This window comes from Neisseria wadsworthii 9715, from assembly GCF_000227765.1.
Lineage (GTDB): Bacteria > Pseudomonadota > Gammaproteobacteria > Burkholderiales > Neisseriaceae > Neisseria > Neisseria wadsworthii.
Window position 1 is genome coordinate 757365 of sequence record NZ_JH165159.1, and the last position, 23493, is coordinate 780857.

The window sequence follows — 23493 nt, forward strand, 5'->3', positions numbered from 1 at the left end:
TTATTGTACAATTTTTAGGCAGATTTAGCCAAGCAACAGAATGCCGTATTTATATGCCTGTCTGAAAATTATCTTGGCCGGCGGCAGAATGGAGGCGAAATCTGCTAACATGCGGCTTTGTTTCCGCTTTTCACGCATCAATATGACCGACCAACTTATTTATCTGCTGATTGCAGCCGCCGCGGCCTGCCTGTTTGTGTTTCTGTTGACTTGGGCGGTGCTGCGCCACCGCTACCAAACCGAGCGGCAGGCGCTGCATACCCAGCTTGCCGAACGTTCCGAGCAATACCGTTTTGCCGCGCAGGAAAAAGAAGAAGCGGAAGCCGAGCTTGCCGGGCTGCGCCAAGCCCACCAATCGGTGCAAAGCAACCTTGCCGCCGCCAATCAGCACATTGAGGATTTGCAGGCGCGGCAGAGCGATTATGCCTGTCTGAAAAAAGATTATGAAGACTTGCGCGTGAGCAACGAGCGGCTGAACGCGCAAATAGAGCAGGAGCGGCGCACCCACGAAGAAAAAATCACCCTGCTGCAAGATGCGCGCGCCAATCTGAGCCATCAGTTCCAAACGCTTGCCAACGATATTTTGGAAGAAAAAACCAAACGCTTCACCGAGCAAAACCGCGAAAACCTCAACCAACTGCTCAACCCGCTCAACGAGCGCATCAGCGGCTTCAGCCAATTGGTGCAGAACACTTATGAAAAAGAAACCAAAGAGCGGCTGACGCTGGAAAACGAATTAAAAAGGCTGCAAACCCTGAATAACCAGCTGCATATCGACGCCAAAGCGCTTACCCAAGCGCTGGTGGGCACGCAAAACAAGGCTCAGGGCAATTGGGGCGAAATGATATTGGAAAGCGTGTTGGAAAATTCGGGTTTGGTAAAAGGGCGCGAGTATATCGTGCAGGCATCTTCCACCCGCCAGGAAGAAGACGGCAGCGTCCGCCGCTTGCAGCCTGATGTGTTGGTGAACCTGCCCGACGGCAAGCAGATGATTATCGACGCCAAAGTGTCGCTCACCGCCTATGTGCGCTACACTCAGGCGCAAACGAAAGAAGATGCCGAGCGCGAATTGGCCGCCCACGCCGCCAGCGTGCGCAGCCACATCAAAGGCTTGTCGATCAAGCAATACAGCGAAATCGAAGGTGTGAACACGTTGGATTTTGTGTTTATGTTTATCCCGGTCGAGCCTGCGTATCTGCTTGCCCTGCAGCATGACAACAACCTGTTTCAAGAATGTTTTGACAAGCGCATCATGCTCACCGGCCCGAGCACGCTGTTGGCCACTTTGCGCACGGTGGCGCATTTGTGGCGCAACGAACAGCAAAACCAAAACGCACTGACCATAGCGGAAGAGGGCGGCAAACTTTACGATAAGTTTGTCGGCTTCGTGCAAACGCTGGAGAGCGTGGGCAAAAACATCGAACAGGCGCAAAACCAATATCAGGCGGCCTACAAACAGCTTTACGAAGGCCGCGGCAATTTGGTGAACCGCGCGGAAAAGCTGCGCAAGCTGGGCATTAAAGCGGGCAAACAATTGGAGAAAAGCCTCACCGAGCAGGCAGCGGCGGAGCAGGAAGCGCCGCGAATCGGAGCGGTTGGAAGCGGCGGGGAAGCGCAAGATTGACGGTTTGAAAAATGCCTGTCTGAAAAGTTTTCAGACAGGCATTTCATAATTCGGTTTGGTTTCCGCCATGTTCGGGCTTGCTGGGGGGCATAACGAAACCGTAGCCGAGTTTTCAGACAGGCATGGTCTACTTGCCGAACAAAGCGGCCACCATATCGGCTTGCTCTTGTGTGAAAGCCGGCTCGCCCAAGCGGGCGGACACGGTGAATTCGTTGGCGAAACTCTGCTGCGCCGACACGTCGCGCCATTCTTTGAGCTTGGCCTCTTTGCTTGTTTTCAATTTTGCCGCTACTTTGAGTGCGGCCTGCTTTTCTTTTTGCATAACGGGTACGGATGGATATGGCTAAATCGTTATTTCAAAACATATTATTGCCTACCGGTCGCTGCGCACGCGTAAAAATGTGGCGAAGCGGGGCAGGCCTTTTTGTGTGTAACCTCGGTGTTTGTAGGTAACCAGCGTGCCGACGGGCGGCGGGTTGCTGCGTTCGCTGTCTTTAAAGCCGCTGCCGATTCTGAATTCGCCCGATTCGTTGCGGCAGCTAATGGCGCCGAGCTTGCCGGCATATTTGCCCTTGCCTTCATGATGCGCGGTTACGGTGCATTCGGCGTCTTGTTCGGGTTTGAGCTTTAAAAAACCGTTGCTGCGGCCGCTGGTGTAAGGCAGGGCGGGATCGCGCACAATCGCGCCTTCGCCGCCGGCTGCGATGATTTGGTTCATAAAATCAAACGCATGTCGGTTATCGCGAACCGGAATCTGCGTGATCACTTCGATATTGGCCGGATAAACTTTCAGCCGCTCTTCAATCACTTGCAGGCGTTGGTACAAGCTACCCTCGGCGCGCGGCACATCAAACACATAGAATTTAATGCCTTGCCAGTTGCCCGACCGGGTGCGCACGGCAGCGGAAATCTGCTCGAACCGGCCGCGTGCGCTGAATAATTCGCCGTCAAGCGGGTAGGGCGGGAAATTGTGCGTAAAGTTTGGGGGCGGCGTGAATGCGTAGCCCTGGCGGCTGATAAGCTGTTTGCCGTTCCAATAGGCGCGCACGCCGTCGAGCTTTTCGCTCATGGCCCAGCCGCTGAGGTTTTGTCCGTCGAAAGTTTTGGCCAGCAGCAAATCTTGCGCATCCGAGTTTGCCGCGATGCTTAGGAGCAGCGCGTAAAGTATGGTTTTCATGATTTTCCCCGTGTTTTGGTTGTGGTTTGATTATGGCATAATCGCTGCTTCAATTAAACACGCTATGCCTGTCTGAAAGAAGTTATGACTTTAAAATGCCAAATTATGCCTGTTACGCCTTTCCGCCAAAACTGCACGCTTTTGTGGGATGAGGAAACCCGCGATGCGGTGTTTACCGATGTGGGCGGCGATGCGCCGTTTTTGCTGGAGGAGGCCGAAAAGCTGGGGCTGAATGTGCAGGCCGTGTGGCTGACGCACGGCCATCTCGACCATGCGGGCGGGGTGGTGGATATGCTGGGGCGCAAGCCTTTGCCGGTTATCGGGCCGCATGAGGATGATTTGTTTTTGTTGGAAAGCCTGCCTGAAGTGACTGCGAATTACGGCTTCCCCGTGTCGCCTTCGTTCACGCCCGATCGTTGGCTCAAGGAACACGAAAGCTTAACGGTGGGCAAACACCGTTTCGAGGTGCTGCATATTCCGGGGCATACGCCCGGCCATGTGGTGTTTCATGCACCTGACGACAAGCTTTTGATTGCGGGCGATGTGTTGTTTTACGAAAGCATAGGCCGAACGGATTTTCCGCGTGGCAACCATGAGGATTTGCTGCACAATATCCGAACCAAGCTGTTTACGCTGCCGGACGATACTCTGGTGGTGCCGGGGCACGGCCGTACGACGACTATCGGGCATGAAAAAACGCACAATCCGTTTTTGAGATAAGCCGAAGCAAGCCGGAATAGACAATGCCTGTCTGAAATTTTTTTCAGACAGGCATTGTGTTTGCCCTTGGACTTATAAAAACCAAATTAATCGCCGGGGCATTCTTTGCATTCGCTGTGCTCCTCGCTGGTTCTCAGCTTGGACATCACGTCGCGCAGCGCCGTGCGCAGGCCTTCCTCGATAACGGGATGGTAGAAAGGCATATCCAGCATTTGCGGAACGGTCATTTTCGCTTGGTGAGCCCAAGCCAACAGGTGCGCCAAATGTTCTGCCGACGGGCCGAAGATTTCCGCGCCGATGAAGCGGCCGGAACCTTGTTCGGCATAAACGCGCATATGGCCTTTGTTAACCAACATCACGCGGCTGCGGCCCTGGTTGCGGAACGACACTTCGCCGATGGCCACGCAATCCATATTTTTATAGCGCTCCTGCACTTGGGCAAATCTTAAGCCTACACTTGCGATTTGCGGGCTGGTAAAAACCACGCCGATCATACTGCGGCGCAAGCCGTTTTCAATATTGGGATAGCGGCCTGCGTTGTCGCCGGCGATTTTGCCCTGGTCGCTCGCCTCGTGCAGCAGAGGCAGTTGGTTGGACGCATCGCCTGCGATAAAGATGTGCGGGATGCTGGTTTGCATGGTGAGCGGGTGGGCTTTGGGCACGCCGCGATCGTCCAGCACGATATCGAGGTTTTCCAAACCGATATTGTCCACATTCGGGCGGCGGCCGGCGGCAGCCAGCAGGTATTGTGCGGTAAAAGTGCCGCTTTTATCGCCTTCGCGCCATTTTACTTCCACATCGCCTTCTTTATTGAGGCTGACTTCGGTTTGGGCCTTCAGCGACATGGTCAGCTCTTCGCCGAACACTTCTATGGCTTCTTTCAAAACCACAGGATCGGAAATGCCGCCCAAAGAGCCGTTGGGGCCGAAGATGTGGACTTTCACACCTAAGCGGTGCAGAGCCTGCCCGAGTTCCAAACCGATTACACCGGGGCCGAATACGGCTACGCTTTCAGGCAAGGTATCCCAAGAAAATACGTCGTCATTCACAATCAGACGCTCGCCCACTGCTTGCCATTCGGGAAGCAGCAAGGGGCGCGAGCCGGTGGCAATCACGATGCGGTCGGCTTTGATTTGGGTATGGTCGTCGATTTGAACGGTGTGTTCGTCAATGAATTTGGCGTGACCCATGATGCGTTTGTCGGCAGGCCATGCTTCGACATCTTCAACAACGAAGCCGACAAAGCGGTCGCGCTCGGATTTCACGCGGTGCATAACCTCTTCGCCATTAACGGTAACGCTGTTTTTATCCAAATGGATGCCGAAAGGATCGGTATGCAAAGTATGGTGACGCGCTTCGGCAGCAGCAATCAGCAGTTTGGAAGGCATGCAGCCCACGCGGGCGCAGGTTGTGCCGAAAGCATGGCCTTCGATCAGGTAAACATTGTCGGTATGCAAACGGGCATTGCGGAATGCGCCCATACCGGCAGTACCGCCACCGATAACCACTACATCTGCTTGGATTGTTTTCATTTTCTTGTTGTCCTTTAAATAATAGGCTAAATAATAGGCGTGCTGTTTTGGGTTCAGACTGTTTGAAGAGGAACGATTAAGATCAGTACAGCTGGAGAAATCTTGCGGTGCTCGATTTTTTAAGTGATAAGGATATTAAATGTTGGCAGTCTGGATATTTAAAACGTGCCGTTATGGCTTGATAACGGCACGTTGCGATACGGTATTTAAACCATGATTTTATAAAGAATAAATTATTTGGCTAAAAACGCTTCTAATTCTTGGCTGCCGCCGATGTATTTGCCACCGATAAATACTTGAGGAGCAGTATATTTACCTGTGATGGCACGTACGGAAACGGTGGTTGCGTCTTTGCCCAATATGATTTCTTCATAGCTTAAGCCTTTGTCTTGCAACAATTGTTTGGCTTGCGCGCAGAATTGGCAACCCGGTTTGGTAAAGATAGAAATAGATTCTTGCTCTTTCCAGTTGGGGTCAATGAATTTCAGCATGGTATCGGCATCGGAAACTTCAAAGGGGTCACCTTCTTTTTCCGGCTCGATGAACATTTTTTCGATTTTGCCGTCGTTCACTAGCATTGAATAACGCCAAGAGCGTTTGCCGAAACCCAGGTTGTCTTTGTCAACCAATAAGCCCATACCTTCAGTGAAATCACCGTTGCCGTCAGGCACTACAACGATATTTTCTGCTTCTTGGTCTGCTAACCATGCGTTCATTACGAAAGTATCGTTTACAGACACACACAGGATGCTGTCTACGCCGCGGGCTTTGAATTCTTTAGCCAGCTCGTTGTAGCGTGGCAGGTGGGTAGAAGAACAAGTGGGGGTGAAAGCGCCGGGCAGGGAGAATACAACGACTTTTTTGCCTTTGAACAAATCATCGGTAGATACGTCTTTCCACGCATCACCTACGCGAGTGTGGAAAACAACACTTGGTACTTGTTGTCCGGTACGGTCTTGAAATGCCATTATGATACTCCTTATAGAATTTATGTTGTTAGATAAAGCGTGATATAGATTTTATAAATCATTAACTAATTAATTAATTATAAGCTGCTTGTAGCTAAGAAACTGATTTATAATCCAAATAGCCTTTATTGCAAAAAGCTATATCCTGTTCGGATAAACCGAACTTTTCAAAATATATTGGGTTGCTTGTACTGGGCTCAATGTTGTTTACGGAACTTTACTGAATACCGCATCTTCAGGCGGTTGTTCGGGGGAATCTTCGTAAACTTTTTCACGAATGGGCGTTTCCGCCATATCTTTTAAAGCGAAGCGGTCTTTACCGGGATGTTCGGAAGGAACGACAGGCGCCGCGAAATCTACCACTACGGTGATTTCTTTCATAGACAGTATGCGCCATAACGATCTGATCAAGTTGACATCTGAAAACGAAGGCACGGTGGTGCGGCTGCCGGTGCTATCGTAATAGCGCAGGGCGATGGGCTGTATGGGCGCGTCGGCTTGGATGGCAGACTCGAACAAGGCCGCTTTAAAAGGCAGCAGGCCGATGCCGGAAGAAGTGGCGGATTCGGGGAAAAAGCAAACGTTATGGCCCTCTTCCAAAGACGCGCTGATAGCCTTGTTGATGGGGTTGATATTTTTACGGTTTTTGCGGTCGATAAACACGGTGCCTGCGTTGGTGGCGATTTTGCCCAGTAGCGGCCATGATTGCATTTCTTTCATGGCGATGAAGCTGCTCGGACACAAGGCGCTGATGGCGAAAACATCCAGCCAGGAAACATGGTTGGAAACAACCAGCATACTGTTGTGCCCGGTTCCGTTTTTAGGGGTGAGCACTTCAAGCCGCACATTCATTACATTGAGGATTTCGCAGCTCATGCTGCTGATAATGTGGTTGCGGGTACTGATAACAGCGGATTCGGGGCGGGTAAACCGGCGGCTTTGAACGAGGATGAGTTTGCTCAGGCGCCAAAGGCGGCCAAACCGTTGCAGAAGAGGCGTTTTTTCGTAAGACATTATGTGCAGTGTGTGTTCGATAAGAAGCAAAAGTGGATTATAGGAAGCAGAGGGTTTTTTGTAGAGCAGGTTTGCTTAATTTTAACCATTTGCTAGATGAAGTGTGCATTATTATTTTAAATCAATAGTATAGTTTTGATGGGTGTGGTATTGAATCTCAAATAAAATTAATTTTGGCATTGGATTTTAATGAATGCCTGTCTGAAAGCTATTTCTGGCAATTCGGGCAATAAAATGTGCCGCGTTGGCCGATGGTTTCTTTGCGGATGGGCTGGCCGCAGCGCGGGCAGGGTTGGTTATGGCGACCGTAAACGGCGTATTCCTGCTGGAAATAGCCGCTGTTGCCTTCGCTGTCGACAAAATCGCGCAAGGTGCTGCCGCCGGTGTCTATGGCGCGCTGCAATACGGTTTTGATGTGGGTGCATAGTGCAGCGGCTTCTTTTTTGCTGACTTTGCAGGCTTGGCGCTTGGGGGAAACGGCGGCGCGGAACAGGCTTTCGTTGGCGTAAATATTGCCCACGCCCACCACCAATGCGTTATCCATGATGGCAAGCTTTACGACGCATTTGCGTTTTTTCAAACTTTGATAAAGATATTCGGGATTAAATGCTTCGCTGAGCGGTTCGGGGCCGCATTTTGACAGCAGGGGGTGGTGCTCGGCAATACCGGCAAACCAGAGGATGGCGCCGAAGCGGCGCGGATCGTGGTAGCGCAGGACGGTGCCGTCGGCAAAAGCGATGTCGGCATGGTCGTGTTTGCCGGGCGGCGGGGCGGCGTTGGGTGTGAAAATGCGCAGGCTGCCCGACATGCCTAAGTGGATGATCAGAATGCCTGTCTGAAAATGGATGAGCAGGTATTTGGCGCGGCGTGTGCAATGGGTAACGGGCTGGCCGTGAAGGGTGTCGGCCAGATGTTCGGGCACCGGCCAGCGCAGTTTGGGCTGGCGGATGTTGACTGCGGCAACGATTTTGCCGGTGATGTGTGGTGAAACGCCGCGCAGGGTAGTTTCGACTTCGGGCAGTTCGGGCATGGTGCTTGGTGTTTTATATCATCAGTAACGCATGGATTATGTGTGCGCTGTGCAGATAATTCAAGCACCTGCTGAGTTTTCCGTGAAAGCTTGTTTTCAGACAGGCCTTGTTTAGGTCGAACGTAATGCCGCTGCTTCTCTGGCCAGGCGGGTAATGGCAGCCCAGTCTTTCGCGGCAATGGCATCTTTGGGTGTAAGCCATGAGCCGCCGACGCACAATACGTTGGGCAGTTTCAGATATTCGGGTGCGGTTTCAAGGCTGATGCCGCCGGTGGGGCAGAACTTGGCTTGTGGAAACGGGCCGTGCAAGGCTTTGAGCATGGCACGGCCGCCCACAACTTCGGCGGGGAAAAGTTTTAAAGTGTCGATTCCGTGTTCCAAGGCCAGCATCAGTTCGCCCGGCGTGGCGACGCCCGGAATCACGGCGATGCCGCTGCGCTCGGCGGCTTTGGCAAAGCTGGTGTTGAAGCCGGGGCTGATGGCGAATTCGGCACCCGCGTTTTCCACGGCTTTAAGCTGCTCGCCGTTGATTACCGTGCCGGCGCCTACGATGGCGTTGGGCACTTCTTTTTTGATTAGTTCGATGGCTTTGATGCCGTGTTCTGTGCGCAGGGTGATTTCGAGCGTGGGAATGCCGCCTTCAACCAAAGCGTGCGCTAAATCGACGGCAGTGGATAAATCTTCGATAGCCATCACCGGCACCACTGCGCCGGCGCTTAGAATTTCGCGTGCATTTTTCATAATGGGTTTTCTCCGAATTTGTTGGTTTCAGACAGGCATTGTTTTGGTTTACAGGCAATGCCTGTCTGAAAAATCAGGTTCAGGAAAATTCGCCGCCAAAACTCATGGCGCCAGTTTCTGCGCTGCCGGCAATGCTGCGGAAGCCGGCAAACAGCTCGCGGCCTATGCCGTGGGTGTTGTGGCTCAAGTCGGGCTCGGGTATTTCACGGGCGTTCCACTCTGCTTCGTTAACCAATGCAGAAAGCTCGCCTGTGATTGAGTTGAAACGGATGAGGTCGCCGGTGCGGATTTTGCCGATGCCGCCGCCGAGCAGTGCCTCGGGCGACATGTGAATGGCGGCGGGCACTTTGCCTGATGCGCCGGACATGCGGCCGTCGGTAACGAGTGCTACTTTAAAGCCGCGGTCCTGCAAAATACCGAGCGGGGGGGTGAGCTTGTGTAACTCGGGCATACCGTTGGCACGCGGGCCTTGAAAGCGCACAACGCACACAAAATCCCGTTCCAACTCACCCCGCTCGAATGCGGCCAACACTTCTTTTTGATCGTTGAACACAATCGCAGGAGCTTCGATGATGCGGCAATGTTCTCGTACGGCAGAAACTTTGATGACACCGCGCCCGATATTACCTTTCATCAGACGCAAACCGCCATCGGGTGAGAATGGGCGGGAGAATGGGCGCAGAATTTCTTCGTCGCGGCTTTCGGCCACGGCGTCCCGCCATTCCAGTTTGCCATCAATCAGGAAAGGCTCTTTGGTGTAGGCTTCCATGCCGCGGCCCGTTACTGTGTCGACATCATCATGCAGCAGGCCGGCATCGCGAAGTTCCCGGATAACGAAGGGCAGGCCGCCGGCGGCAGCGAAATGGTTGATGTCGGCTTGGCCGTTGGGGTAAACGCGGATGAGCAGCGGGATAATGGAAGAGATTTCGTCGAAATCGTCCCAGTTCAAAATAATGCCGGCCGCACGCGCCATGGCAACCAAATGCATGGTGTGGTTGGTCGAGCCGCCGGTGGCCATCAGGCCGATCAGGGCGTTGACAAATGATTTTTCAGACAGCATTTCACCAAGTGGTTTAATGGTCTGGTTTTGCACGCTTTCGGCTAGGTGCGCGGCCGCATAGCGTGTCAATGCCTCGCGCATGGGGGTGTAGGGATTGAAGAATGCCGCCGCAGGCAGGTGCACGCCCATCATTTCCATCATCATTTGGTTTGAATTGGCGGTGCCGTAAAATGTGCAGGTGCCGGGGCTGTGGTAAGAGCCCATTTCGCTCGCCAACAAAGCGTCTCGTCCGACTTTGCCCTCGGCAAACTGCTGGCGTGTGCGGGCTTTTTCTTTATTGGCTATGCCGCTGGTCATCGGCCCGGCAGGCACGAAAATGCCGGGCAGATGGCCGCAGCTCAGTGCACCTATCATCAGCCCGGGCACGATTTTGTCGCACACGCCGAAGTAAAGTGCGCCGTCAAACATTTGGTGCGACAGGCCTATAGCTGTGCTCATGGCAATCACGTCGCGGGAAAATAAAGAAAGCTCCATGCCTTCGTAACCCTGCGTGATGCCGTCGCACATGGCGGGTGTGCCGCCGGCTACTTGCGCCGTGGCGCCGTGTTTAAGCGCTTCTTCTTTAATCCAGGCCGGGAATTCGGCAAAAGGCTGGTGTGCGGAAACCATGTCGTTATAAGCGGTAATCATGCCTAAATTGGGCACGGTGGGGCGCAGCATTTCAATTTTGATGGCTTTGGGCATGGCGGCGTAACCGTGTGCCAGATTCGAGCAGCCCAAGCGGTCGCGTTCGACACGGCCTTGTTGTTTGAAAGCATGGATGCGTTTCAGATAGGTTTCGCGAGTTGGGCGGCTGCGTTCGATAATGCGCTCGGTTATGGCTTTTAAGGCAGGGTTTAAGGTAGTCATGGTGCCCTCTGTTGGTGTTTTATTGGAAGGATGGCGGTGTTGCTTTAATATGTTGTGGCGGTTTGGCTTATGAAAAACAAATATCTAGTGTGTAGCCGAGCTACACAATCAAGAAAGTTTCAGCTTTTATTTTGTTTTGTAGTTTTCTAACATAATAGCATTTTAGTTTGAGAAAGTATTTACTTAAGTCAAACTTTTACGTGCATGAAACGATAGACAAAATATGTAACCGCGTGTAGGATTGCTACGTAGAATGAAACGGTATTTCAAAAATATCACGCAATGAATTATTCTTATAAATCAATGATAAGGGAATTTTTGGGGGATATATTTTGAAATGTAGCCAAACTGATATGCTACGGCGTTGGTTCGCTTTGCCTCACTGCTTATGCTATCTGCGGCTCGCCGCTTTGTGGTAAACATTACTTTGGCTAAAAGTTTTCAATCCAAAATCGAATGGAAGAATGCGACAGGCTGAAATCTGCTAGATTTTTGAGATGTTTTGAAGGAACAAGATTGTAATGAATAAACAAACAAATTTTGATTTGGTGTTGTTTGGCGCGACCGGAGATTTGGCGATGCGCAAACTTATACCCAATCTATATCAGGCACATGCGGCGGGCTTATTGAACCCTGAAGGGCGTATTTTGGGCGTAAGCAGAAGCAAGCTGGATACGGCTGGGTTTTTGAGGCAAATAGAAAGTGACGCCAAGGTTCACATCAAAAAAAACTTCTCGGAAGAAATGTGGAATTCGTTTTTAAAACGCATTCAATATCTCACTGTAGATGTCACGCATCGGGCCGATTTCGACAAGCTGGCAGAGCTGGTTAAAGCGAGAAAAAATACCGAAAACGTGATTGTCTACCTTTCCACTGCACCCACCTTTTTCACCCAGGCTTGCGCCAATCTCGCAGCAGTGGGTTTGAATGGTAAAAATGTGCGTGTTGTGTTGGAAAAACCTTTAGGCACCGATTTGAAATCTTCTCAGAAAATCAATGCCGATGTAGCCGAGCATTTTGAAGAGTCCCAAGTTTACCGTATTGACCATTATCTGGGCAAAGAAAGCCTGCAAAACCTGATTCCGCTGCGTTTTGCCAATGTGTTTTTCGAGCCGGTATGGAATAAAGATTTTATTAAAAGCGTGCAGATTACCATTGCCGAGCAACTGGGCGTGGAAGAACGCGCCGAGTTTTACGATGCAACCGGTGCATTGCGCGATATGGTGCAAAACCATATGCTGCAAATGCTGTGTTTTGTCGCTATGGAGCGGCCCAAATCTCTGGCCGGCGATGATATGCGCGATGCGAAAATGAAAGTATTGAAAGCGCTCAAACCATTATCCCCGGCGGATATAGATGTTAATGTGATACGGGCGCAGTATACCGCAGCGGAAGGGCATGCCGGTTATCTTGAAGAGCATAATGTGCCGGCCGACAGCCGCACGGAAACTTATGTCGCCATTAAAGCTGAAATTGAAAATGAACGTTGGCAGGGTGTGCCTTTCTACCTGCGAACCGGCAAACGCTTGGCGGCTAAAACCGCGGAGATTGTGCTGAATTTCCGTGAAGATTTGGATGACTTGTTTCCCAACACCCCAAACCGTCTGATTGTAAACATGCAGCCGCGCGAAACGGTAAGCACTTGTGTGTTTATCAAAGAGCCGGGCAGCAGCATGAACGCCATGCCTGTTGAAATGGTTATTGATTTGGCGCATGCAGTTGAAGGCCGACGCGCTGAAGCTTATGAATTGTTGCTGCGCGAAGTGATTGACGGCCGCCTGAGCCGGTTCAACCGCCGCGATGAGCTGGAGGCCGCTTGGGAATGGGTAATGCCGATTATGGAACATTGGGCGAAGAGTCCGGTTGCTCCGCATCAATATGCCGCGGGCAGCTGGGGGCCGCAGGCGGCACGCGATTTATTGGCTAAAGACAACAACGCTTGGTTGGAAGACCAATAATATTCAGCTTTTAAAGCAACACTATTTTTCAGACAGGCATTTCATCTTAGGACAATGCCTGTCTGAAAACACAAAATACCTCGTGAAGAGGAAAACAATTAAAACGAGAGAATACAATAATGGCTTATCAATTATATATGCACGCCGATGCCGGCGGAGCCGCTCAGGCTCTGGCGGAAGCGGTTGCTGCTGCATTGAAGGATGCGATTACACAAAAAGGCAAAGCTGTGTTGGCTGTGTCTGGAGGCAAGTCGCCGATAGCTTTTTTCGAGGCTTTGTCGCAAATAGATTTGGATTGGGCTAAGGTAGGTATAACGCTGGTGGATGAACGTATCGTACCCACTACGCATGCCGACAGCAACACCGGCTTGGTGCGCAAATATCTGCTGCAAAACCAAGCTGCAAAAGCTACCTGGATTCCTATGATTGAGGATGGTGCCGATGAGGCTGCTTTGGCCGACAGCGATAAGGCTGTTGGCTTTGCATTGCAGCATTTCGAGCAACCAGATGTGCTGGTGTTGGGAATGGGCGGTGACGGACATACCGCATCACTGTTTCCGCAGGCACCGCAGTTGGATAAAGGTTTGGATGCAGGCAGTGATGTTCCGTTGTTGCATACCACACCGGTAACGGCGCCGCATGAGCGCATTTCCATGACGCTGCCTGCGATTGAAAATACGGCAGCCGTGTTTCTGGCCATTGCCGGAGCGGAAAAGAAAACGGTGTTTGATCAAGCTGCAGGAGCTGCCGATAAGGCGCTGCCGGTAAGTTTTATCCTCAATTCAGAAAAGGTTGTCTGCCATGTCCACTACACAAACTAAAACCCAAGCATCTACGAGCACAGCAAGCGTTTTGTGGCCGCGCCTGGTGGCCGATATCGGCGGCACGAACGCACGGTTTGCGCTGGAAACATCTCCTCAGAAAATCGAAAAAGTAGAAGTGCTGCCGTGTAATGATTACGATACGGTTGTGGATGCGATTAAAGAATATCTCAGCCGCGTAGATAATCCGACTATCAAACATGCGGCCATTGCCATTGCCAATCCGATTGTGGGGGATTGGGTGCAGATGACCAACCACCATTGGGCGTTTTCCATTGAAACCACACGCCAAGCTTTGCATTTGGAAACTTTATTGTTTTTAAATGATTTTACTGCGCAGGCTTTGGCGATTACCAAAATGGATTCCGACAAACTGGTGCAGATAGGCGGTTCCGCGCCGATTCCAAATGCACCGAAAGCCGTGCTCGGCCCGGGCACGGGTTTGGGTGTGAGCGGGTTGATTCCGAACGGCGATAATACTTATACCGCGCTGGCAGGAGAGGGCGGCCATGTGAGCTTTGCGCCTTTTGACGATGCGGAAATTCTGATTTGGCAGTATGCGAAGAAGAAATTCGGCCACGTTTCAGCCGAGCGTTTTTTGAGTGGCGCAGGCTTGGGGCTGATTTACGAATCGCTGGCGGCGCGCGAGGGAGTTAAGCCGCAGAAGCTGACGCCTTCAGGAATCAGCGAGCGCGCCTTGAGCGGCACCTCCCCTTTATGCCGCTTAACATTGGATATTTTCTGCGCCATGCTGGGTACGGTTTCATCCAACCTTGCGCTCACTTTGGGTGCGAGGGGTGGTGTTTATCTTTGCGGCGGCATTATCCCGCGTTTTATTGACTATTTTAAAAACTCACCGTTCCGTAACCGCTTTGAAAGTAAGGGCCGATTTGATGCCTATTTGGCAGCCATTCCGGTGTATATCGTGCTGGCGGACTATCCGGGCATTTCCGGTGCGGCGGTGGCTCTGGAAAACGAATTGTCTGCCAAAGGCATTCGATAAAAGAGTACATGATTTTCCGCAAATATGCTGAATTTGTGGAAAACTGTAATAATGCAGCTTTAAATAAAAACGGTATGCGGCACTTTTCAGACAGGCATGATGATTACCTGCGCCGACAACCGGAACATTTTATAGCCGAATCATTTTTAAACAGTATTATAGAGTTTACTTATCATCTTAACCGGCTGTTTTAAATGGATTGAACTATATAATGCCTGTCTGAAAACAGAGTTTACGCGCTTCCTGAAGAACAAATCCAAGCACAAGGAACGATAAAATGTTGAGTAAAATCAGTGAATTCTTAAGCGAATTATCTGGTGCCGAGCGGAAAGTGGCCGAATGCGCTTTGGCCGAGCCGAAATGGTTTGTGCATGCGGCGGTGGCAGAAATTGCCGAACGCGCATCCGTGAGCCAGCCTACGGTTATCCGTTTTTGCCGCAGCCTCGGCTATAAAGGCCTGCCTGAATTTAAGCTGGCTTTGTCGGCCAGTATCGGCCATGAAGGCATGCCGTATGTACATGCTGAGCTCAACAGCGACGACGATATGGGCGATGTGATGGAAAAAGTGCTGGGTAATACCGCTGCTTCCATACTTGGCGCGCGCCGCTATTTGAATGAAACTGAGTTGGAAAATGCCATTGCCATGCTGACCCATGCGCGCCGAATCGAATTTTACGGTGTGGGTAATTCGGGCATTGTCGCGCAGGATGCGCAACACAAATTTTTCCGTTTCGGTATGTCTACAGTGGCTTATTCCGATCCGCATATCCAATTGATGGCTGCATCGGTATTGAGTGACCAAGATGTGCTGGTGGTGATTTCCAACTCGGGTTCGTCGATTGAAGTATTGGATGCTGTGAGTATTGCCAAAGAAAACGGTGCTTCTGTGATTGCGATTACGCGGGCTGATTCTGCTTTGGCACACCTTGCCGATTGTGTGTTGAATGTGGCTTCTTCGGAAAACAGCGAGCAATACACGCCCATGGTGTCACGCTTGTTGCAGCTTGTGGTGGTGGATATTTTAGCAATCGGCTTGGCCTTGCGATTGGGGGAAACCGCCAGCTTACAATTGCAAAAAGGCAAACGCAGCATTTACAGCAAGCGTGTGGAATATGAGCCGCAAGACAATAAAAAATAGTAGATTTCAGTATTTTATTTAGATGTAAGTAAATTACTCAGACCTTCGGAAATTACTTCGGGTGGATTTAAACCGCTAGGGTAATTTCCGTTTTTTATTGGAAAATATGAAAAAGCTTCATGTTGTTTTGCTATTTTGAAACCTTGTGCTAATATCCGCCCACAAATAAATTTGATAAAAAAAGTTAATTTTATAAAACAATAAGGAGATGATTGTGAGCCACTCGCACGAGAAACCTTATGCAGAACTGCATAAGCCGAGTTCGGACTTTCCAACCCGAAATGAATATTTGGAACACGAGCTGCAAATCATGCAACCGAAACGCTGGCGTGCCAACCTGCCGTTTCGTGACTACCGTTTTGAATTTGAAGACATGATTCCCGCCATGGCCGGCACCATCGGTAAAGTTGTGATGGTGGGTGCCGTGGCGGCAGCTTTTGCCGGCCCGCTTGGTTTGCCAGAAGGCTTTGTATTGGAAAATGTGCGTTATGAGTTGCTCATCGCATCTATTTTTATTCTTCTATTGTCAGGTTTTTTTCTGCCTACTGCCAATCTGCCGGGTACGCACGGCCCATTAATTCCGCTAATTCCGCTGGTTGTTGCAGCCGGCGGTCATCCGTTGGCATTTGGTTTGCTAATCGGCTTATTTGGATTTTTGCTCGGCATTTCCAAAGGCGGGAGTTTGATGGCTAAACTTACCAGTAACGGTGTGTGCGGAGGGCTGCTGCTTTATCTCGGCTTTATCGGTACGACCGGACAGGTGAAAAAACTGTTCACTTGGGCTGAAGGTTTCAATATGCCGCATATCGCGTTTATTGTGATATTGGGCACGATATTGTTATACGCCCTGTTGGAGCACTGGCAGAAACGTTGGCTGGCCGTACCTTTAGGCTGTTTGCTCGCTGGAGTGACTGCATATTTGCTGGGTGCGCCGTTTGAGTTTAAAACCGCCCCCGGCCTGCCGCCGATGAGTCCTGCTTACTGGTGGGGCGAAAACAGCGGCTGGATGCTCGGTTTGCCGACTATGGAAAGTTTCTTGGCGGTGTTCCCTTTTGCCGTGTTGGCGGTGGCGATGTGGTCGCCGGATTTCCTCGGACACCAAGTGTTCCAAAAAATCAGCTATCCCGAGCGCACGGAAAAAGTACATATGAATATCGACGATACCATGATCAGCTGTTCTGCCAGACAAACAGTCGGCTCCATCTTGGGCGGTGCGAACTTTTCTTCTTCGTGGGGCACTTATATCGTGCCGGCGTCGATTGCTAAACGCCCGATTCCCGCTGGTGCGGTGTTGACTGCTTTGTTCTGTATTGTTGCCGGCATTTGGGGCTATCCGATGGACTTGGCGATTTGGCAGCCTGTGTTAAGCGTGGCTTTGGTGGTGGGCGTGTATGTGCCGCTCTTGGAAGCGGGAATGGAAATGACCCGTAAAGGGAAAACCACGCAATCTGCTGCGGTTGTGGTATTTGCTTCTGCTTTGGTTAATCCGGTGTTTGGTTGGTCTTTGACCATGCTGCTCGATAATTTGGGTTTGATCGGCTGTAAGGAGCGTAGTACGGAGCTGGGTTTTGCCGGTAGGGTGGTTGTTCCGTTGGTCGGCTTTACGATTTTGTGTGTGGCTATGGGCGCAGTGGGTATGTTTCCCGGTATTCCGGCATTTTTGGAGCAATTCCGTAATTAACCTAGTATGACGAACGTACTGTTTTTAAGTTGACACACTATAATTAAAAAGAATGCCTGTCTGAAAACTTTTTCAGACAGGCATTCGCTTATACAGCTCATTTCATCATGTTTTTAATCACACCCATAATGCTGCGGGAAATGGCACGTGTAACTTGTTTATTAAGCTGATCGCCAACCGAGTCGGCCAAGTCATAAGCCATGCCTTGATTGGATTTTTTGCGGCTGCCGAACAATCCGCCAAGAAAACCGCCAACAATGCCGTCTTTTTCAGCAGGCTGGCTTTTGGCTGTGTTTGCTTGTTCTTTTGCTTCTGCCTGCGCTTGCGTTTCCGCTGCTTTTTGCGTGTTTAATTCCTGCAAAGCTTCATAGGCCGAATAATTGTCGATAGCATCTTTATAGGCCGGATAAAGCGTATCGGTTTGATACATTCTGTTGCGCTCGTCTGCGCTGATCGGGTTTAGCTGGGATTGAGGAGGCATCACATTGGCGCGTTCCACAATGCCCGGCATGCCTTTTTCATCTAAAAAAGACACCAATGCTTCGCCTACGCCCAATTCGGTAATCACTTCGGCCACTTTTAAATTCGGGTTGCTGCGGAATGTATCGGCAGCGGCGCGCACAGCTTTTTGGTCGCGCGGGGTAAAGGCGCGCAAAGCATGTTGCACACGGTTGCCGAGCTGGCCGAGGATGGCGTCGGGCAAATCCAACGGGTTTTGGGTAATGAAATACACGCCCACGCCTTTGGAGCGGATCAGGCGCACCACTTGCTCAACCTGCTCCACCAAAGCGGGCGCGGCATTGTCAAACATCAGGTGCGCTTCGTCGAAAAACATCACGAATTTGGGTTTGTCCAAATCGCCTACTTCGGGTAACGTTTGGAACAATTCCGCCAGAAACCACAGTAAAAACGCGCTATACATGCGCGGGCTGCGCATCAGTTTTTCCGAATTCAGAATATTGATAACGCCCTTGCTGCCCTCGGTTTGCATCCAGTCTTGCAGATTCAGCTCCGGCTCGCCGAAGAAACGCTCGGCACCTTCGTTTTCAAGTACCAAAAGCTGGCGCTGGATGGCACCCACACTGGCAGCAGATACATTGCCGTATTGCGAGCGGTATTCTTTGGCGTTATCTGAGACATGTTGTAGAATGCCGCGCAAGTCTTTCAAGTCGATTAAGTGCCAGCCGTTGTCGTCGGCCACTTTAAACACAAGATTGAGCAGGCCTTCTTGCGTGTCGTTCAGGTTCATTAAGCGGGAGAGTAACATCGGGCCCATTTGGGAGATGGTTACGCGGACGGGAATGCCGGTTTCGCCGTATACGTCCCAAAAACGTACGGGAAACGCGCTTAAATAAGATGAATCCAAACCATATTCGGCCATACGTTCGCCCACTTTGCCGCCGTTGCCGCCGGCACGGCATAAGCCCGACAAATCGCCTTTCACATCGCCTAAAAACACAGGGATGCCTTGATTGCTGAAAGTTTCCGCCATTTTACGCAGGGTCACGGTTTTACCCGTGCCGGTGGCGCCGGCAATCAGGCCGTGGCGGTTGCACATTCTGCCGATAATATCGATGGGGTGTTTGCCGTCTATGGAAAATGCAATGGTCAGCGGTGTGGTCATTTTGGGAATATCCTTGAAAACAAAAGATTAAGTTCGCTTATTTTAGCGTAATGTCAAATGCCTGTCTGAAAAGTTTATTTGCGATAGCTTCGACGAAGCCCTGTTTTCAGACAGGTATGATTTAAGAATGCAGCTGAGAAGCTGAATATTTTATAATATTCTCTTAATAATTACTGTAATATGCTATTTGAATTTTATGATTATAAAGCTATGGTTCCCCTATAACGAATACAGGGTTTCTTGACTGTATCATTATTATTCCAGCTTTCACCGATTAACTTTTAAAGTGTGTCGTTTGCTTAGGTTGATATATGTAATTATTTTTATTTAATAATTTTTATATCAAAATTAGGATAATCATAAATAATTTAAATTCTAAATCTAGTTTATAGTTTTAATAACGAAAATTTTTTGCTATAGTCCGCTTCATGATTCACCCTGAAGAGGGCAATTAAGATAAAATACCAAGATATGAATACCGAAGATACTTGTTATTTTTACGCTTTCAAATTTACGCTTTCAAACAAATAAACACAACCACTCATTGATAAATAAAAGGAGCAAATCATGAGCAAATGTCCCGTAACCCATTTAACCATGAGCAACGGCGCACCTGTTGCCGACAACCAAAACAGCCTGACCGCCGGCCCGCGCGGCCCCTTGTTGGCGCAGGATTTGTGGCTGAATGAAAAACTGGCCGACTTCGCCCGCGAAGTGATTCCCGAACGCCGCATGCACGCCAAAGGTTCGGGCGCGTTCGGTACGTTTACCGTTACCAACGACATCACCAAATACACCCGCGCTTCCATTTTCAGCAAAGTCGGCAAAAAAACCGAAATGTTCGCCCGCTTCACTACCGTAGCCGGCGAGCGCGGTGCGGCCGATGCCGAGCGCGATATCCGTGGTTTCGCCTTAAAGTTCTACACCGAAGAAGGCAACTGGGATATGGTGGGTAACAACACGCCGGTATTCTTCCTGCGCGACCCGCGTAAATTCCCTGATTTGAACAAAGCGGTTAAACGCGATCCGCGCACCAATATGCGCTCGGCCACCAACAACTGGGATTTCTGGACGCTGCTGCCTGAGTCTTTCCACCAAGTAACCGTTGTAATGAGTGACCGCGGTATTCCTGCTTCTTACCGTCACATGCACGGCTTCGGTTCGCACACTTACAGCTTCTGGAACGAAGCGGGCGAGCGTTTCTGGGTGAAATTCCACTTCCGCACCCAACAAGGCATTAAAAACCTGACCAACGAAGAAGCCGCCGCCATTATCGCCAACGACCGCGAGAGCCATCAGCGCGACCTGTACGAGTCTATCGAGAAAGGCGATTTCCCGAAATGGACCATGTATGTACAAATCATGCCCGAAGCCGATGCGGAAAAAGTGCCTTACCACCCGTTCGACCTAACCAAAGTATGGCCGAAAAAAGACTATCCGCTGATTGAAGTGGGCGTGATGGAATTGAACCGCAACCCTGAAAACTTCTTTGCCGATGTAGAGCAATCCGCTTTCGCACCGAGCAATTTGGTCCCCGGCATCAGCGTTTCTCCCGACCGCATGCTGCAAGCCCGTTTGTTCAACTACGCCGATGCACAACGTTACCGCTTGGGCGTAAACCACAAACAGATTCCGGTAAACGCACCGCGCTGCCCCGTGCACAGCAATGCCCGCGACGGTTACGGCCGCGTGGACGGCAACTACGGCAGCACCATTGCCTACGAACCCAACAGCTTCAAACAATGGCAGGAGCAATCGCAATACGCCGAGCCGCCTTTGAAAATCAACGGCGATGCGGCGCACTGGAACTACCGCGAAGACGATTCCGACTACTTCAGCCAACCGCGCGCGCTGTTCAACCTGATGAGCTGCGAACAAAAAGAAACCTTGTTCAAAAACACCGCCGCTGCTATGGGCGATGCGCCTGATTTCATCAAATACCGCCACATCCGCAACTGTAATGCCTGCGATCCGGCTTACGGTGAAGGCGTAGCAAAAGCCCTGGGCTTAAGCGTGGCCGATGCTATTGCAGCACGCGAAAGCGACCCCGCTTTAGGTCAACCCGGATTGCTGTAATGTGGTTGGATATGAGTGAAACTTTGGCCGAAATCATCGGCCGGGTTTCTGAAAAAAGCAGGCAAAAATAAACCTGCTGATGTATAAACGGAATGCCTGTCTGAAAATTTTCAGACAGGCATTTTTTATTATTCTGTGTGCTTATCACACTTGGACTTCACCTGAACATCTCGCATTTTAAAATATATAGTCAATTCACTTAAGTTTAATAACGATACCGTCATACTCGGACTTGACCCGAGTATCTTGAGTTCCAGTAACTTTAAGAGATACTCGGGTCAAGTCCGAGTATGACGAGCGTACTATTTTTTAATTTGATTACTATAGTTGGAAATGTTCGGCTCGCATCTTAATGCGGTAAAAGCGTTATTTTTTAAGCTTAGTTGCTAGAAATGCCTGTCTGAAAGTTTTCAGACAGGCATTTCTATAACGACAAACTGTTTCTTAAGCAGCATCAACAGCCGATTCGCGGCGCAGCAAGGTAATCAAATCGGAGATGCGTTGTTTCATTTCACGGCGGTCGACAATTTGGTCGATGGCACCTTTATCCAATAAGAATTCCGCACGCTGGAAGCCCTCCGGCAGGGTTTCGCGCACGGTTTGCTCAATCACGCGCGGGCCTGCGAAACCAATCAGTGCACCCGGTTCAGCCAACACAACATCGCCTAAAAACGCAAAGCTGGCAGACACGCCGCCCATGGTTGGGTCGGTCAGCACAGAAATAAAGGGTAGGCCTTTTTCGGTCAGCAAATGCAGGGAAGCGCTGGTTTTGGTCATCTGCATCAATGAGCTTAAACCTTCCTGCATACGCGCGCCGCCGCTGGCGGAAACGCAGATAAAGCTGCAATGGTCGGCTACGGCACGGCGCACGCCTTGCACGAAACGCTCGCCTACTACGGAACCCATCGAGCCGCCGATAAAGCGGAATTCAAACGAAGCAATCACAACGGGCTGGCCGTTCATCGTACCTTTCATTACCACCAGCGCGTCATCTTCGTTGGTCAGTTTTTTAGCTGCGGAGAGGCGGTCGGGATATTTTTTGCTGTCTTTGAATTTCAGAATATCGGTAGGCTTCACATTGGCGGCGATTTCTTCACGGCCTTCGGCATCCAGCAGTAAATCCAAACGCTCTCGGGCGGTCATGGCATTGTGATGGTTGCATTTCGGGCACACGTTTTGGTTATGGGCCAAATCGGTTGCGTATAAAGTTGCGGAACAAGACGGGCATTTATGCCACAGGCCTTCGGGAATGCCCGATTTGCCGTTTTCGTCTTTTTTAATTTTGGGCGGAAGAATTTTATCCAGCCAGCTCATGGTCGACTCCTTGAATGTGTTCAGACAGGCATTGGCCCATCCGCGATGTTTTAGTAGTAATCCGTGATATGGGCATATTGCCGCAACACTTTGCTGATTCGGGCGTTGCTCCGGTATGTACGGATAAGTTTCGGGTATTGCTTATTGGCTGTTGAGCAGGCTGCTTGTGTTTCGGCAGCGATGCGGCGTTGCTCTTTTTGAGGTAAATCAGGATCAAATTCTCCGGCGAAGTGTGCGCAATCTTTCGCATGTTCAATAAAAACAGCTACTTCACGCGGATAAGATATATGGGTTTCAGCTTTCGCAGCAGGCAATATAGCCAGCAAAAGCAGGATTGGCAATTGTTTTTTCATAACTGCATCAGTATCACAGCGCCGCTTTGAGCTCTTTAACCAACGCGCCGACTGCTTCGGCCTCTTTACCCAGATGATGCTCGATTTCTTTCACAATCCTGCTGCCGACAATCACCGCATCGGCAATTTGGCTGATTTTTCGGGCGCTTTCGATGTCGTTGATGCCGAAACCCACGCCAATCGGAATCGAGATGTATTTGCGCAATACGGCAATTTTTTCAGCCACGGCTTCCGTATCAAGCGCAGCGGAGCCGGTTACGCCTTTGAGCGACACATAATAAACGAAGCCGCCCGCATGCTCGGCAATGGCTTGGATACGCGCTTCGCCGGTGGTTGGTGCAATCAGGAAAATACAGTCTATGCTCGCCTCTTGCAGCACTTTCTGTAAAGGAGCGATGGTTTCAACCGGGTCATCTACGGTTAACACGCCGTCCACGCCGGCAGCTTTAGCGGCGTGGGCAAATTCGGTGTAACCCATTCTGTGTATGGGATTCAGATAGCCCATCAACACTACGGGCGTGGTTTGGTTGGTTTGGCGGAACTCTGCCACGGCAGCCAATACGTCTTTCAACGAAACACCGTTAGCCAATGCGCGTTCTGCGGCACGTTGAATGGTAGGGCCGTCGGCCATCGGATCGGAAAAGGGCACGCCCAATTCAAGAATATCCGCGCCGTTTTCCGCCATGCTGTGCATGATGCTGACGGTGGTCGAAATGTCGGGATCGCCGGCTGTGATGTAGGTAATCAGGGCTTTTTTGCCGTTTAAGGCGGAGAAAGTGGTTGAGATTCTGCTCATGTAGGTTTCCGGTT

Annotated in this window: 20 protein-coding genes; 8 read left to right on the plus strand and 12 right to left on the minus strand. The window is 50.6% G+C overall.

Features of this window, described 5'->3' with window-relative positions:
• The first annotated feature begins 142 nt into the window (after positions 1-142).
• Positions 143-1624 carry a DNA recombination protein RmuC gene (locus HMPREF9370_RS03355; protein WP_050795400.1) on the plus strand — a complete coding sequence of 494 codons (1482 nt, stop codon included), beginning with the start codon at positions 143-145 and terminating at the stop codon, positions 1622-1624.
• 127 nt (positions 1625-1751) lie between these two features.
• Here HMPREF9370_RS03355 and HMPREF9370_RS03360 read toward each other — a convergent pair whose 3' ends face one another.
• Both HMPREF9370_RS03360 and HMPREF9370_RS03365 read right to left on the minus strand, forming a co-directional pair.
• On the minus strand, positions 1752-1946 hold the full coding sequence (locus HMPREF9370_RS03360) for a hypothetical protein (RefSeq protein WP_009115902.1): 195 nt from the start codon (positions 1944-1946) through the stop codon (positions 1752-1754).
• A 51-nt stretch (positions 1947-1997) separates the two neighbouring features.
• Entirely contained in the window at positions 1998-2801 is an 804-nt protein-coding gene (locus tag HMPREF9370_RS03365; protein ID WP_009115903.1) for a DNA ligase, read from the minus strand.
• An 84-nt stretch (positions 2802-2885) separates the two neighbouring features.
• Here HMPREF9370_RS03365 and HMPREF9370_RS03370 point away from each other — a divergent pair, with 84 nt between their 5' ends.
• Positions 2886-3521 carry an MBL fold metallo-hydrolase gene (locus HMPREF9370_RS03370; protein WP_009115904.1) on the plus strand — a complete coding sequence of 212 codons (636 nt, stop codon included), beginning with the start codon at positions 2886-2888 and terminating at the stop codon, positions 3519-3521.
• 86 nt (positions 3522-3607) lie between these two features.
• On the opposite strand, the gene HMPREF9370_RS03375 is transcribed toward HMPREF9370_RS03370, so the two are convergent.
• The 6 genes from HMPREF9370_RS03375 to edd form a co-directional block, all read right to left on the minus strand.
• Complete coding sequence (locus tag HMPREF9370_RS03375; protein ID WP_009115905.1) at positions 3608-5053, minus strand: dihydrolipoyl dehydrogenase; 1446 nt, start codon at positions 5051-5053, stop codon at positions 3608-3610.
• Between the two features lie 233 nt (positions 5054-5286).
• Positions 5287-6021 carry a glutathione peroxidase gene (locus HMPREF9370_RS03380; protein ID WP_009115906.1) on the minus strand — a complete coding sequence of 245 codons (735 nt, stop codon included), beginning with the start codon at positions 6019-6021 and terminating at the stop codon, positions 5287-5289.
• Between the two features lie 207 nt (positions 6022-6228).
• Positions 6229-7035, minus strand: a complete 807-nt coding sequence (locus HMPREF9370_RS03385; protein WP_009115907.1) for a 1-acylglycerol-3-phosphate O-acyltransferase — start codon at positions 7033-7035, stop codon at positions 6229-6231.
• Positions 7036-7243: 208 nt separating this feature from the next.
• Complete coding sequence (mutM, locus tag HMPREF9370_RS03390) at positions 7244-8065, minus strand: bifunctional DNA-formamidopyrimidine glycosylase/DNA-(apurinic or apyrimidinic site) lyase (protein WP_009115908.1); 822 nt, start codon at positions 8063-8065, stop codon at positions 7244-7246.
• Positions 8066-8176: 111 nt separating this feature from the next.
• Complete coding sequence (locus tag HMPREF9370_RS03395) at positions 8177-8806, minus strand: bifunctional 4-hydroxy-2-oxoglutarate aldolase/2-dehydro-3-deoxy-phosphogluconate aldolase (protein WP_009115909.1); 630 nt, start codon at positions 8804-8806, stop codon at positions 8177-8179.
• A gap of 79 nt (positions 8807-8885) precedes the next feature.
• Positions 8886-10715 (minus strand): phosphogluconate dehydratase, encoded by a 1830-nt coding sequence (edd, locus tag HMPREF9370_RS03400; RefSeq protein ID WP_009115910.1) that lies wholly within the window; start codon positions 10713-10715, stop codon positions 8886-8888.
• Between the two features lie 521 nt (positions 10716-11236).
• Between edd and zwf the strand changes: the two genes are divergently transcribed.
• From zwf to HMPREF9370_RS03430, 5 genes are all read left to right on the plus strand, one after another.
• On the plus strand, positions 11237-12673 hold the full coding sequence (gene zwf, locus HMPREF9370_RS03405; RefSeq protein WP_009115911.1) for a glucose-6-phosphate dehydrogenase: 1437 nt from the start codon (positions 11237-11239) through the stop codon (positions 12671-12673).
• Positions 12674-12792: 119 nt separating this feature from the next.
• Positions 12793-13494, plus strand: a complete 702-nt coding sequence (pgl, locus tag HMPREF9370_RS03410; protein WP_009115912.1) for a 6-phosphogluconolactonase — start codon at positions 12793-12795, stop codon at positions 13492-13494.
• A complete protein-coding gene (locus HMPREF9370_RS03415; RefSeq protein ID WP_009115913.1) occupies positions 13475-14497 on the plus strand; it encodes a glucokinase in 1023 nt (340 codons plus the stop codon). The genes pgl and HMPREF9370_RS03415 overlap by 20 nt, the downstream gene beginning before the upstream one ends.
• Before the next feature lie 277 nt (positions 14498-14774).
• Entirely contained in the window at positions 14775-15635 is an 861-nt protein-coding gene (locus HMPREF9370_RS03425; RefSeq protein ID WP_009115915.1) for an SIS domain-containing protein, read from the plus strand.
• A 208-nt stretch (positions 15636-15843) separates the two neighbouring features.
• Positions 15844-17316: a DUF3360 family protein gene (locus HMPREF9370_RS03430; protein ID WP_009115916.1), complete on the plus strand. Its 1473-nt coding sequence runs from the start codon at positions 15844-15846 to the stop codon at positions 17314-17316.
• A gap of 97 nt (positions 17317-17413) precedes the next feature.
• On the opposite strand, the gene HMPREF9370_RS03435 is transcribed toward HMPREF9370_RS03430, so the two are convergent.
• A complete protein-coding gene (locus HMPREF9370_RS03435) occupies positions 17414-18940 on the minus strand; it encodes a helicase HerA-like domain-containing protein (RefSeq protein ID WP_009115917.1) in 1527 nt (508 codons plus the stop codon).
• 567 nt (positions 18941-19507) lie between these two features.
• Here HMPREF9370_RS03435 and HMPREF9370_RS03440 point away from each other — a divergent pair.
• Positions 19508-21016: a catalase gene (locus tag HMPREF9370_RS03440; protein WP_009115918.1), complete on the plus strand. Its 1509-nt coding sequence runs from the start codon at positions 19508-19510 to the stop codon at positions 21014-21016.
• 444 nt (positions 21017-21460) lie between these two features.
• On the opposite strand, the gene accD is transcribed toward HMPREF9370_RS03440, so the two are convergent.
• From accD to trpA, 3 genes are read right to left on the minus strand one after another with little or no spacing between them, the layout of a single operon-like run.
• On the minus strand, positions 21461-22330 hold the full coding sequence (gene accD / locus HMPREF9370_RS03445; RefSeq protein ID WP_009115919.1) for an acetyl-CoA carboxylase, carboxyltransferase subunit beta: 870 nt from the start codon (positions 22328-22330) through the stop codon (positions 21461-21463).
• A 50-nt stretch (positions 22331-22380) separates the two neighbouring features.
• Complete coding sequence (locus tag HMPREF9370_RS03450) at positions 22381-22683, minus strand: hypothetical protein (protein ID WP_009115920.1); 303 nt, start codon at positions 22681-22683, stop codon at positions 22381-22383.
• A 13-nt stretch (positions 22684-22696) separates the two neighbouring features.
• A complete protein-coding gene (trpA, locus tag HMPREF9370_RS03455; RefSeq protein WP_009115921.1) occupies positions 22697-23479 on the minus strand; it encodes a tryptophan synthase subunit alpha in 783 nt (260 codons plus the stop codon).
• Positions 23480-23493: the final 14 nt, after the last annotated feature.

Bases quoted from the DNA above. Each gene is read 5' to 3' on its own strand.
- HMPREF9370_RS03425 (WP_009115915.1), top strand. From the start codon at position 14,775: ATGTTGAGTAAAATCAGTGAATTCTTAAGCGAATTATCTGGTGCCGAG.
- HMPREF9370_RS03385 (WP_009115907.1), bottom strand. From the start codon at position 7,035: ATGTCTTACGAAAAAACGCCTCTTCTGCAACGGTTTGGCCGCCTTTGG.
- HMPREF9370_RS03355 (WP_050795400.1), top strand. From the start codon at position 143: ATGACCGACCAACTTATTTATCTGCTGATTGCAGCCGCCGCGGCCTGC.
- pgl (WP_009115912.1), top strand. From the start codon at position 12,793: ATGGCTTATCAATTATATATGCACGCCGATGCCGGCGGAGCCGCTCAG.
- HMPREF9370_RS03440 (WP_009115918.1), top strand. From the start codon at position 19,508: ATGAGCAAATGTCCCGTAACCCATTTAACCATGAGCAACGGCGCACCT.
- HMPREF9370_RS03450 (WP_009115920.1), bottom strand. From the start codon at position 22,683: ATGAAAAAACAATTGCCAATCCTGCTTTTGCTGGCTATATTGCCTGCT.
- HMPREF9370_RS03415 (WP_009115913.1), top strand. From the start codon at position 13,475: ATGTCCACTACACAAACTAAAACCCAAGCATCTACGAGCACAGCAAGC.
- trpA (WP_009115921.1), bottom strand. From the start codon at position 23,479: ATGAGCAGAATCTCAACCACTTTCTCCGCCTTAAACGGCAAAAAAGCC.
- HMPREF9370_RS03395 (WP_009115909.1), bottom strand. From the start codon at position 8,806: ATGAAAAATGCACGCGAAATTCTAAGCGCCGGCGCAGTGGTGCCGGTG.
- zwf (WP_009115911.1), top strand. From the start codon at position 11,237: ATGAATAAACAAACAAATTTTGATTTGGTGTTGTTTGGCGCGACCGGA.
- HMPREF9370_RS03365 (WP_009115903.1), bottom strand. From the start codon at position 2,801: ATGAAAACCATACTTTACGCGCTGCTCCTAAGCATCGCGGCAAACTCG.
- mutM (WP_009115908.1), bottom strand. From the start codon at position 8,065: ATGCCCGAACTGCCCGAAGTCGAAACTACCCTGCGCGGCGTTTCACCA.
- HMPREF9370_RS03375 (WP_009115905.1), bottom strand. From the start codon at position 5,053: ATGAAAACAATCCAAGCAGATGTAGTGGTTATCGGTGGCGGTACTGCC.
- accD (WP_009115919.1), bottom strand. From the start codon at position 22,330: ATGAGCTGGCTGGATAAAATTCTTCCGCCCAAAATTAAAAAAGACGAA.
- HMPREF9370_RS03430 (WP_009115916.1), top strand. From the start codon at position 15,844: ATGATTGTGAGCCACTCGCACGAGAAACCTTATGCAGAACTGCATAAG.
- HMPREF9370_RS03370 (WP_009115904.1), top strand. From the start codon at position 2,886: ATGACTTTAAAATGCCAAATTATGCCTGTTACGCCTTTCCGCCAAAAC.
- edd (WP_009115910.1), bottom strand. From the start codon at position 10,715: ATGACTACCTTAAACCCTGCCTTAAAAGCCATAACCGAGCGCATTATC.
- HMPREF9370_RS03435 (WP_009115917.1), bottom strand. From the start codon at position 18,940: ATGACCACACCGCTGACCATTGCATTTTCCATAGACGGCAAACACCCC.
- HMPREF9370_RS03360 (WP_009115902.1), bottom strand. From the start codon at position 1,946: ATGCAAAAAGAAAAGCAGGCCGCACTCAAAGTAGCGGCAAAATTGAAA.
- HMPREF9370_RS03380 (WP_009115906.1), bottom strand. From the start codon at position 6,021: ATGGCATTTCAAGACCGTACCGGACAACAAGTACCAAGTGTTGTTTTC.